The sequence below is a fragment of the Bacteroides sp. MSK.20.82 genome (assembly GCF_019052485.1).
In the GTDB taxonomy this organism is placed as follows: domain Bacteria; phylum Bacteroidota; class Bacteroidia; order Bacteroidales; family Bacteroidaceae; genus Bacteroides; species Bacteroides thetaiotaomicron.
The window spans coordinates 1-10,240 of record NZ_JAHQUN010000084.1 but is presented as its reverse complement, the minus strand read 5'-3'; the positions used below and the strand labels follow the sequence as shown (position 1 = coordinate 10,240).

Below are 10,240 nucleotides of genomic sequence, written 5' to 3'. Positions count from 1 at the left end.
TCGCCTCGGAGGAGTTCGACCTCGTCCTTGCCGACCTGCGCCTGCCGGACGGGAACAGCACGGAGCTGCTGCGCTGGACGCATGAGAAATGCCTTGCCGTCCCGTTCCTGATCATGACGAACTACGGACAGGTGGAGAACGCTGTGGAAGCCATGCAACTGGACGCCGTGAACTATCTCTGCAAGCCCATACAACCGGGCGAGGACAGCCAGGATGCTGGACATCAGCCGGACCACCCTGTATGAAAAGTTGCGCAAATACGGAATCATATAACCAACGAGAAAACAGGGGAGGGACGTGAAAACAGGCCTCCTGTTTCTGATGATTTTTAGGATACAGAAAGGCTATAATCTTGCTTTTCTCACCCGCAAATCTTATATTTGCACTACGATAATCGTTCTTTGAATGTATGCAAGATAGAACAAACCGTTGAATCTCGCTCGTTTCTAAATCGTTACCTATTAAATGAAAATAATATGGTAACCATCTAAATTTCAATTAGATAACAAATACATTGTGTTTCCTCGTGTGGAATGTCACGTTCTTCTTTACACCTGACTTATCAGCTCAGTTCTTGAGACTGATGCAGAGATTGCTTGCATTGGGCAGCCCTCCAAAGACAAGATCATCCGGCGTGCAGCCATTATGTTTCGGCAACCATTTTACCGCTTGGGACGAAAGGGGGATATAAACGGGATTTGTGGTCTTTGTCATTACTACAGACACGAGCCATTGCCCGTCTGATGTGGAGATGTCACGCCAACGCAATTTCCGTATGTCACTGATACGAAGTCCGCAAAAACAGGAAAACAGGTATGCTCGCCGTACCTGCTCGTTAAAGAATGGCGTGGCTATCATTTTCTTTATCTCCTCGATGGTCAGAAAATCCCGTTTGCTTTCGGGAACTTTGATTTTCTCGGTCATCTCCAGTTTGTACCAAGGATTTGATTCAATCAGTCTCTCACGCACAGCCTCGTTCAAAGCGGTACGCAAAGTGGTATAATAGGAATGAGCCGTCTTGGGAGTAACCTGTTTTCCCCATGCGGTCTTGCAGGAAGAGCGAAGCCAGTCGATATAATCAAGATAGAATTGTCTGTCCACATCACAGAGCCTGACATCTGCACGGAATTTCAGCAGGTTCTTGCGGGCGTTGTCGATTCCGTTCAGGTCGCGTGCTCCCCGGTGTTCGTGGTTCTTGCGGACAATGGGCATCCAGTCGGACAGCAGCATATCGGAAGATTTGCTTTCCGGTACTGTTTCCACCTTCGCATTGAGCAGGGCTTCTGTCCGTTCTCGCTGAATATCTTCCGCCTTGCGAAGTGTCTGCGCATTTTGCCGCCTTGCTTTGGCAGATGTTTCCGGCATGAGATAGAGTTGCAGAAACTCGTACTCATGCCCGCCGTCTACGCTACGGTCAAGAAACAGGGATAAACGTCCGTCCGCCAGTTTACGGTGACGTAACTTGAACGGAGATTTCTCTATTAATGATTTCTTTTTCCTTCCCATTGTATATCAATGATTTATATCCATATACAAAGGTGACAAATAATCCGAATATAAGTATCGTTTTAGGTAACAAAAACGGCGAATAATAAAGATTTTAAGGAATACAACAGAATACAACAGAAATCATCATTACTTAATAACACATTGATAATTAATATTTATATAGATTTTATTTGTTTTTAATTTCCCTTCATTTCAATACATTGGCTAATGGGCAATGTTTCTGGTAAAAATATGTTCTTTTGTTATAATGCCACTTCAATTTTATCACAATGCTTTAAAGGTTTAAAGTAAGGAATTTACTTTATGGAAATATCTGAAAGGAAAATGAAATGTGTGAAGACCGAATCTTAGAAAAAACATGCAAAGAGGAGGAATTATCAGGCGGAAAGTATAAATAAAGGCTCTGGAAAATTAGTTTACCTAAGCTCTGCTTTGATAATGTTGTTTTGAATTTGTGTGATTACTAACTGTCTATATAAGGATTTTACTATTTAATTTAGATTTCGGATCTTACATGAATAGATGTTTTATAATGTATGAATATCGCAGAATTTATTATTTGAGTTATTGTTCTTGTATTTGTTAAAGGATAAACATTTATCAATATTCCTCAGATACATATATTGTATCTTCCATAAAATGGTATCTTTTCTTGTTCTCTATCCGCTGTGTAAGTATAATGATGTTCTGCATCAATTAAAGAAAATATTATTGGAGATATAAATACCTAGCACGGATGATAGAAGTGAAATATATCAATAGCTTTATTATTATTTGAAAAGCGATCTTCGGAACTTTATTACTGACGGTTTAATGGCTTTCGCCGTTAAACCGTATGGTTTTCGTTTAACGAAAACACAACTTGCTGTCCCCTCTACGGGGACAACGTTTTTAAGTAGAACTGTAGATTGCCCCGATTGGTGCCTCCCTCCCGATGGCAACCTCTCCCGATTTCGGTCTGCTTCTCCAGGAAAGTTGGTGTTTTTTACCAATATTCCGGAGGCGGAATAGGCTGTAGCTTCCTGTAATAGTAGAGCATTCTACGATTATCCGACACATCAGATGGCTTCTTTTTCGTGATAATTGAATATTTAGAAAACTGAATATTTTGATAATCGGATAATCCGAATACTATTATATCTGTAGTCTCTTGGAATATTACACAGTGACAACTGAATAATTGGCGTTTTGGATATTGCTATATTTGTATAATGGATAAGCAATTATAAAAGGCTGTTATTATACATTCCCCATCAGAGAGAAAGTTCCTTGAGCCTGCTGCCGTCCAGCCGGTGAACGGATACCGTACCGTCACAGTAAATAGCGAATGTTGGCATGTTCCCGTCCTTCGGGAAAGTGATGGAGCCGGTATTGCAGACCGCTGTATGCTCAGTCCGTTCAAGTTTCCACCGGTGGGTGTGACCATAAAAAAGACAATCGAACCTTCCCTTCGGCAGTCTGTCCTCATTGTAGATATGTCCGTGGATGAGAAAGAAACGTTTTCCATTATCCACCAACAGGGTGTAATCGGACAGGATGGGAAAGTCCAGCAGCATCTGGTCCACCTCCGAATCACAGTTTCCACGGATGGCGACAATCTCACCGGCCATCGCATTGAGACGTTCTGCGATCCCTTTCGGGTCAAGTCCTTGAGGTATCCCGTTCCGGGGACCATAATTCAGGATATCTCCCAAAATACAAAGCATTCCGCATTGTTGCTCCCGATAAAATGCCAGCACTTGTTCCAGTGCCGGTAACGAGCCATGTATGTCGGACACAATCAGGTATTTCATCATAATCTATTCGTTATAGGTTAAGTTTTCGCATCACAAAAATAAGCATAATTATCTAATCTCCCTAACTGGGGAAACGATGAGAAAAAAGACAGGTTCCCTGAACTGTAGATTGCTGTATTGCTGTCCTTGTAGATTGCTGCAATGTTATAATCGGATACATAAAATAAGGGTATTTAGCCTTAGCTAAACTAAGCTAACAGTCTGACAATAAGGATTCTAATACTATGATATGTGGGTTTATTATGCTACCTTAGTGGTATAATAATAAAGGATAAAAAGCTATGAACGAACAAGTTAGAAATATCTTAGAACAGAGTACCACCAAGACGAGCAAGATTGAGCAGCTGCTCCATCTGGGCCTGACGCGCAGGGAAATTGCCGATTTGGTGACACGCGGCAACTATGGTTTTGTATATAATGTTGAGAAGAAAATGCTTGAAAGAGAAGGTGGAGTCTTGCTGAACAGGGCAGCAACCACCCTGATGGATTACACCTTCACCCACAAGTTCGGTATTGAGATTGAAGCCTATAACTGTAATATGGAAAGACTGGCACGCGAATTGAGGGAGGCCGGCATCCATGTTGCCGTTGAGGGTTATAATCACACGACCAGGGATCATTGGAAGCTGGTGACGGACAGCAGCCTGCAGGGAAATAATACTTTCGAGCTGGTCAGCCCGATACTGGTGGGTGAGAATGGCCTGAAAGAGCTGGAAACGGTATGCTGGGTGCTTGACATCTGTAATGCAAAAGTGAATGACAGTTGCGGGTTCCATGTCCATATGGATGCGGCTGGTTTCAATCTGGACACTTGGAAGAATCTGGCTTTGACCTACAAGCATCTCGAACACCTGATTGATGCCTTTATGCCAAGGACACGCCGGAACAATACCTACTGCAAAACCCTCTCCGGTGTTTCCGACGAGAGAATCAAATCGGTAAGGACGATAGACGGCCTGCGGGAGGTCTTTAATAATGATCGGTACCACAAGGTCAATTTTGAGGCTTATTCCAGGCACCGGACCGTTGAGTTCCGCCAGCATTCCGGTACGACTAATTTCACAAAGATGGAGAATTGGATCCGGTTCTTGAACGGATTGATTACCTTTGCGAAAAGCTCCAGCCTTCCCAGCCGGATGACACTGGAGGGGTTACCCTTCCTGGACGGGAAACAGAAATTATTTTTTAAACTTAGAACTAAAAAGTTAGCGGTATGATACAGACTTATCATTTGCTGGATGGCGGTCAGATAACCGCCGCCAGCCCGGAAGAGTTCGTCCGGCTGCTCCGTGAGGGGAGCCGGTTCGACTATGATTGCACGGATCAGGAGTATATGGAGAACTTTGCCCGGCGTTACGGGGAGCTGCATGGCGTGTCAGTTGCCACCGATACCCCTGAACATTTCCTGACGGACTTGCAAGCCGCCGGTTACGTCCGGTAACCGGTATCGCTCCTTTATTATTAGTCCCTGCTTCAAAGATGAGGCAGGGATTTTTCTTTTTTCATTGCAACCTTTCCTGTCTGCCTGACGGCATTTCCTCCTGTCAATTCCTGACTATCCATGACTATCCATGACTATCCATGACTATCCGTGACAGGGTATTTCATCTTTTCCCGGCATTCCTTTCTTTTGCAGTGTAGAACGATATACAATTATAAGCATTACAGTTTTACAGCATTATATTTTTATCTGATTATATAAAGAAAGCGTATGAAAAAAGAACCGTTATTAATTGCCTTTGCCAGCCAGAAAGGAGGAGTCGGAAAGTCTGCCTTCACAGTTCTGGTGGCCAGTATCCTTCACTACCAGAAAGGTCTGAAGGTGGGTGTCGTGGATTGCGACTCCCCCCAGCACAGCATCTCCCGGATGCGTGACCGGGACATAGAAAGCGTGCAGGAAAGTGATTTTCTCAAAGTGGCCCTCTACCGGCAGCATGAACAAATCCGGAAACGTTCCTATCCAGTAATCAAAAGCAATCCGGAGAAAGCTATAGAAGACCTGTACCGCTACATCGAAGAGCAGGATGCCGTCTTTGATGTCGTACTGTTCGACCTTCCGGGAACCCTCCGCAGCGAAGGGGTTGTCCATACCATTTCCGCAATAGATTACATTTTCATCCCCCTAAAGGCAGATAATGTCGTCATGCAGAGTTCCCTCCAGTTTGCCGAGGTGGTGGAGGAAGAACTGATTGCCAGGCACAACTGTAACCTGAAAGGCATCTATCTTTTCTGGAACATGGTCGACAAGCGTGAACGGACAGAAAGCTACGAGTCCTGGAATCGCGTCATACAAAAAGCGGAGTTACGCCTGCTGGAGTCACGAATACCGGATACCAAACGCTATAACAAGGAGCTGAGCTCCCTGAAGAACAGTATCTTCCGTTCCACACTGTTCCCTCCCGACAACCGCCAGATAAAAGGTTCGGGCCTCTGTGAACTGATAGATGAGTTATGTGCCGTAACACATCTGGATACCACCCATACCTTATAATAAGGGGAATTATGGACAGCGGAAAAAAGAGATTTGACCCCCGGAGCATTGACGAGAAGGCCATATTGGATATTGTCGCCAGGAAAGGGACGATACGACCGGACTCCCCTGCAACGAGTGCATCCCCGAAGCCGGAGGATACGGTAGAGGAGATTGCCGGGAGTAGCGAAGCTCCGGTCTTTACCACCGGGGAAATCGACGCTTACAGGGCGTCCTTCCTGAATACGGTCAGAACCAAATCCCGTAAATCATTGCATATCGATGCCGGCCTGCATCGCCGCATCTCGTCCCTGGTATGGGCGGTAGGACGTGGCGAAGTGACCGTAGCCGGTTTTGTAAACCAGGTGCTGGCACATCATTTCGAAGAGAACGGCGGATTGATAAATGCCGTGCTGGAGAAGTATTACCAATCACTAAAATCATAAGGACATGGAATACCTTTTTATTATCCTGTTCATCTATGCCTCTTACCTGAGTATTGAAAAGTATGTGCATACAGGCAGCATTTTCACATGGAGAGGCAGAAAGGACAGGAAGGAACGTCAGGCTACGCCTGTCGCCATCCATCCGGCAGCTTCCTCATCCGAGACGGAAATAATAGGCAAAAGCCGATACCAAATACGACAATCACTGACAATAGATGACAATAACGGACAGCTTGAACCGGGCATGGAAAAGAGTGGTACCTTTACTCCCGAAAAGGAAACAGAGCCGGTTCTCCGAGTGCGCGACCCCCTTGATAAGAATACGAAATTCCCGGAATTCCCGGCTCCTTTTCAAAAACTGAATTATCCTGAAATTGATTATATGCGGGAGGCCTCTCCTTCTTCCGGTGAAGAAAAAGAGGAGATTCCCGAACGCTACGAGATTACAGGATACGTACAGCGGAGCAATCCCCACCGGGCAACCGGTGTCACCTTTGACGATATGGATATGATTGAGAAAGCAATGGCATCGGACGAACTTACGGAAGCGGAACAGGAACAGGCCCGGCAGACTTTCCAAAAGCTGGAAGGCACAAACATGGAAAGGGTACTGCAGGCGAGCGTCCTGGGAAGCAGCGATAAACTGAAACGCTATATGCGCTTGTATGTGGATAAGGGCGAGCCCCATTTATTGACAGGAAAGAATAGGGACGACATTCTCCGGGAATTTGATATTAGGGAGCATGTGCCCGAATAAATAGAACAAGTAAGGAATATGAGACAGTATTATGATTCCGGTTGATCCGGGTGCAGCGAGTTTTAAAACAGAATGTATAACCTAAAAAGACGAAAAAGCATGAAAGATTTCTTTGACTCCGGTTGATCCGGGCAGGACGAGTTCTTGAAACGTTGTGTATAACCTGTTAGAAAAGAAGATATAGAGATATGAGAGGCTTCTATGATTCCGGTTGATCCTTTCCCTTTACCGGAGCGAACATTAAAAGAGTGATTAACCCCTTAAAAACGAAGGTACCTATGATTGGCTACTATGACTCAGGTTGATTCTAAAAAGACATCGTGGTTGCAAGAGACAAATCCGCAGGAGGGCAACTTCCTGCGGATTGTTTGAAACAAGATTTTTATTCACACTAAAAAATCAGATTGCATATGAAAAGACATTTTAAAAAGACGGTTGCGCTTATCGCATGAATAACTGTTTCCACCCTGGGTGCCTATGCCGAAGGGGACGGAAGTGCCGGTATAACAAAGGCAACATCCATGCTTACCGGTTATTTTGACCCCGCCACCAAGTTGATATATGCGGCAGGGGCTATTGTGGGGCTGATAGGTGCCATTAAGGTATATTCGAAGTTCAGCAGCGGCGACCCTGACACAGGTAAAACCGCCGGGAGCTGGTTTGGAGCCTGCGTCTTCCTCATCGTCGCGGCGACAGTCCTTCGTTCCTTCTTCCTGTAATATAGCAGGCTATGGAATACAATATCAACAAGGGAATCGGACGCAACGTGGAATTCAACGGCTTGCAGGCACAATACCTGTACTTCTTCGTCGGGGGCTTGCTGGCCATTTTCCTGATGTTCGTCATCTTCTATATGATAGGTATTGACCGGTGGTTCTGTATCGGTTTCGGTGTCCTCTCCGCTTTCTCTCTGATCTTCGGGGTGTTCCACCTGAACAAGAAGTATGGTCCCAACGGCCTGATGAAGCTGGCCGCAGTCAAGTACCACCCGTCCTATATCATCAATCGCAAACGTATATCTTCCTTATTTAAAAAACGCATTCATGAGAAATATATTAAAAGCCGCAACGCTGGAAAGTAAGTTTCCGATCCTGTCCGTGGAGGAAGGGTGCATTCTCTCCAAAGACGCGGACGTGACCATCGGCTTCAAGGTCTTTCTTCCGGAGCTGTTCACGGTCACTTCCGCAGATTATGCATCCATGCACGGCACATGAACAAAGGCAGTCAAGGTACTGCCGAATTATACGATAGTACACCGCCAGGACTGGTTTCTGAAAGAAAAATACAAGGCTGACACGCAGAAAGACGGGATGAGTTTTTTGGACCGTTCTTTCGAACTTCATTTTAATGAACGGCCTTTCCTAAATCATTTCTCTTACCTGTTTATCACCAAGACGACCAAGGAACGCAGCCGCAGCCAGAGCAATTTCTCCATCCTCTGCCGGGGGAATATCATTCCGAAGGAAGTCCGAGACAAAGAAACGGTCAGCCTGTTTTTGGAGAGTGTCGACCAGTTCGAGCGCATCCTGAATGACTCGACCTTTATCCGTCTGGAGCGGTTGACCACCGATGAGATAGTCGGCACACCACAGCAGGCCGGATTGATTGAAAAGTATTTTTCTCTATCACAGCAGGACACGACCACCCTGAAGGATATACAGATGAGCGCGTCGGAGATGCGCATCGGGGATGATATCCTCTGCGTACATATGCTTTCCGATGTGGACGATCTTCCCGGTTCCGTCCAGACGGATACCCGGTATGAGAAATATTCCACCGACCGCAGTGACTGCCGTCTGAGTTTTGCCGCTCCGGTGGGGCTGATGCTCTCCTGTGACCATATCTACAACCAGTTCCTGTTCATCGATGATTCGACAGAAATCCTGCAACGCTTTGAGAAGACGGCACGTAACATGCATTCGCTTTCCAAATACAGCCGTGCCAACCAGCTCAACAAGCAGTGGATTGACGCATATCTGGACGAAGCGCATTCCTTCGGACTGACCGCTATCCGTTGCCATTGCAATGTCATGGCATGGTCGGACAGTCGGGAGAAGCTCAAGGTGATAAAGAACGATACCGGTTCTGCTCTAGCCCTGATGGGATGCAAGCCCCGTTATAATACCATTGACGCACCTGCCTTGTACTGGGCAGGTATTCCGGGAGGCGAGGGCGATTTCCCTTCCGAGGAGTCCTTTTTCACTTTCGTTGAACAGGGGGTCTGCTTCTTTACGGAAGAGACGAACTATGCGGATTCCCTGTCGCCTTTCGGTATCAAGATGGCAGACCGAACAAACGGGAAGCCCCTGCATCTGGATATTTCGGACGAGCCGATGCGTCGTGGTATTACAACCAACCGTAACAAGCTGGTCATCGGTCCTTCCGGTTCAGGCAAGTCATTTTTCATGAACCATCTTGTGAGACAGTATTGGGAACAGAATACCCACATTATATTGATCGACATCGGTAACAGTTACAAAGGATTATGTGACCTGATTCACCAGCGCACAAACGGTGAGGATGGCATATATTATACGTATAGTGAAAAACATCCGATAGCTTTTAATCCATTTTTCACCGAAGACAAGGTCTTTGACCTGGAAAAGAAAGAGTCCATTAAAACGCTGATCATGTCGCTCTGGAAAAGGGATACGGAAGTCATTACCCGTGCCGAGGAAGTAGCCCTCTCAATGGCGGTTAACCTGTTCCTTGAAAAGATAAAGGAGGACAATGAACTGGTTCCTTCCTTTAATACTTTCTACGAGTTCGTACAGGGAGAGTTCCGTGGAATACTGGAGGAGAAGCATTACCGCGAGAAGGATTTCGACCTCACTAACTTTCTGAATGTATTGGCTCCTTATTATCGTGGTGGAGAGTACGATTATCTGCTGAACTCCGACGAGCAGCTCGACCTCTTGAACAAGCGTTTTGTGGTATTTGAAATTGACGAAATTAAGGAGCATAAAATTCTTTTTCCGGTAGTCACTGTCATCATTATGGAGGCTTTCATAAACAAAATGAGACGTTTGCATGGGGTGCGGAAGATGATAGTTGTGGAAGAGGCTTGGAAGGCAATCGCACGTGAAGGCATGGCTGACTATATAAAGTTTTTATGTGCGCCCGTAAAGGTTGCATCGTAAATATCTCTTTGGCAAGAGATTAGGAAAGTGTTCTTTGAAAATGACCTATCATCAGCCGACTTATCTGTTTCGGGAAAACTTAACCGAGCAGGGAGTGTAGCATGTCGGAAAAGTCATAAGTC

Annotated in this window: 10 protein-coding genes and 2 pseudogenes; 10 read left to right on the top strand and 2 right to left on the bottom strand. The window is 45.7% G+C overall.

Features of this window, described 5'->3' with window-relative positions:
- Window positions 1-197: pseudogene (locus KTR07_RS27065) on the top strand (response regulator); the annotation flags it as partial.
- Window positions 198-213: 16 nt separating this feature from the next.
- Entirely contained in the window at window positions 214-273 is a 60-nt protein-coding gene (locus KTR07_RS28865; protein ID WP_369739617.1) for a helix-turn-helix domain-containing protein, read from the top strand.
- A 294-nt stretch (window positions 274-567) separates the two neighbouring features.
- Here KTR07_RS28865 and KTR07_RS27060 read toward each other — a convergent pair whose 3' ends face one another.
- Both KTR07_RS27060 and yfcE read right to left on the bottom strand, forming a co-directional pair.
- Complete coding sequence (locus tag KTR07_RS27060) at window positions 568-1,506, bottom strand: site-specific integrase (protein ID WP_241150207.1); 939 nt, start codon at window positions 1,504-1,506, stop codon at window positions 568-570.
- A gap of 1,256 nt (window positions 1,507-2,762) precedes the next feature.
- Window positions 2,763-3,302, bottom strand: coding sequence for a phosphodiesterase (gene yfcE, locus KTR07_RS27055; RefSeq protein ID WP_182423208.1), 540 nt, complete (start codon window positions 3,300-3,302; stop codon window positions 2,763-2,765).
- Between the two features lie 284 nt (window positions 3,303-3,586).
- Here yfcE and KTR07_RS27050 point away from each other — a divergent pair, with 284 nt between their 5' ends.
- From KTR07_RS27050 to KTR07_RS27010, 8 genes and pseudogenes are all read left to right on the top strand, one after another.
- Window positions 3,587-4,522 (top strand): amidoligase family protein, encoded by a 936-nt coding sequence (locus tag KTR07_RS27050; RefSeq protein ID WP_087306424.1) that lies wholly within the window; start codon window positions 3,587-3,589, stop codon window positions 4,520-4,522.
- The gene (locus KTR07_RS27045) at window positions 4,519-4,746 is read left to right on the top strand and encodes a hypothetical protein (protein WP_004309901.1); all 228 of its coding nucleotides are present in this window, start codon (window positions 4,519-4,521) and stop codon (window positions 4,744-4,746) included. The genes KTR07_RS27050 and KTR07_RS27045 overlap by 4 nt, the downstream gene beginning before the upstream one ends.
- A 270-nt stretch (window positions 4,747-5,016) precedes the next feature.
- Window positions 5,017-5,796 carry a ParA family protein gene (locus tag KTR07_RS27040; RefSeq protein ID WP_032846780.1) on the top strand — a complete coding sequence of 260 codons (780 nt, stop codon included), beginning with the start codon at window positions 5,017-5,019 and terminating at the stop codon, window positions 5,794-5,796.
- An 11-nt stretch (window positions 5,797-5,807) separates the two neighbouring features.
- Window positions 5,808-6,221, top strand: coding sequence for a DUF3408 domain-containing protein (locus KTR07_RS27035; RefSeq protein WP_008643638.1), 414 nt, complete (start codon window positions 5,808-5,810; stop codon window positions 6,219-6,221).
- A 4-nt stretch (window positions 6,222-6,225) separates the two neighbouring features.
- Window positions 6,226-6,978, top strand: coding sequence for a hypothetical protein (locus KTR07_RS27030; protein ID WP_087306422.1), 753 nt, complete (start codon window positions 6,226-6,228; stop codon window positions 6,976-6,978).
- Between the two features lie 452 nt (window positions 6,979-7,430).
- Window positions 7,431-7,697: a DUF4134 domain-containing protein gene (locus tag KTR07_RS27025; protein WP_087306421.1), complete on the top strand. Its 267-nt coding sequence runs from the start codon at window positions 7,431-7,433 to the stop codon at window positions 7,695-7,697.
- 11 nt (window positions 7,698-7,708) lie between these two features.
- On the top strand, window positions 7,709-8,059 hold the full coding sequence (locus KTR07_RS27020; protein WP_087306419.1) for a DUF4133 domain-containing protein: 351 nt from the start codon (window positions 7,709-7,711) through the stop codon (window positions 8,057-8,059).
- A pseudogene (locus KTR07_RS27010) lies at window positions 8,022-10,106 on the top strand (TraG family conjugative transposon ATPase); the annotation flags it as partial. The gene KTR07_RS27020 and the pseudogene KTR07_RS27010, both read left to right, overlap by 38 nt.
- Between the last annotated feature and the right edge of the window lie 134 nt (window positions 10,107-10,240).

What these genes read in the sequence shown, in the direction of transcription:
- KTR07_RS27040 (WP_032846780.1), top strand. Translation starts at nt 5,017, where the DNA reads ATGAAAAAAGAACCGTTATTAATTGCCTTTGCCAGCCAGAAAGGAGGA.
- KTR07_RS27060 (WP_241150207.1), bottom strand. Translation starts at nt 1,506, where the DNA reads ATGGGAAGGAAAAAGAAATCATTAATAGAGAAATCTCCGTTCAAGTTA.
- KTR07_RS27030 (WP_087306422.1), top strand. Translation starts at nt 6,226, where the DNA reads ATGGAATACCTTTTTATTATCCTGTTCATCTATGCCTCTTACCTGAGT.
- yfcE (WP_182423208.1), bottom strand. Translation starts at nt 3,302, where the DNA reads ATGAAATACCTGATTGTGTCCGACATACATGGCTCGTTACCGGCACTG.
- KTR07_RS27045 (WP_004309901.1), top strand. Translation starts at nt 4,519, where the DNA reads ATGATACAGACTTATCATTTGCTGGATGGCGGTCAGATAACCGCCGCC.
- KTR07_RS27020 (WP_087306419.1), top strand. Translation starts at nt 7,709, where the DNA reads ATGGAATACAATATCAACAAGGGAATCGGACGCAACGTGGAATTCAAC.
- KTR07_RS27050 (WP_087306424.1), top strand. Translation starts at nt 3,587, where the DNA reads ATGAACGAACAAGTTAGAAATATCTTAGAACAGAGTACCACCAAGACG.
- KTR07_RS27035 (WP_008643638.1), top strand. Translation starts at nt 5,808, where the DNA reads ATGGACAGCGGAAAAAAGAGATTTGACCCCCGGAGCATTGACGAGAAG.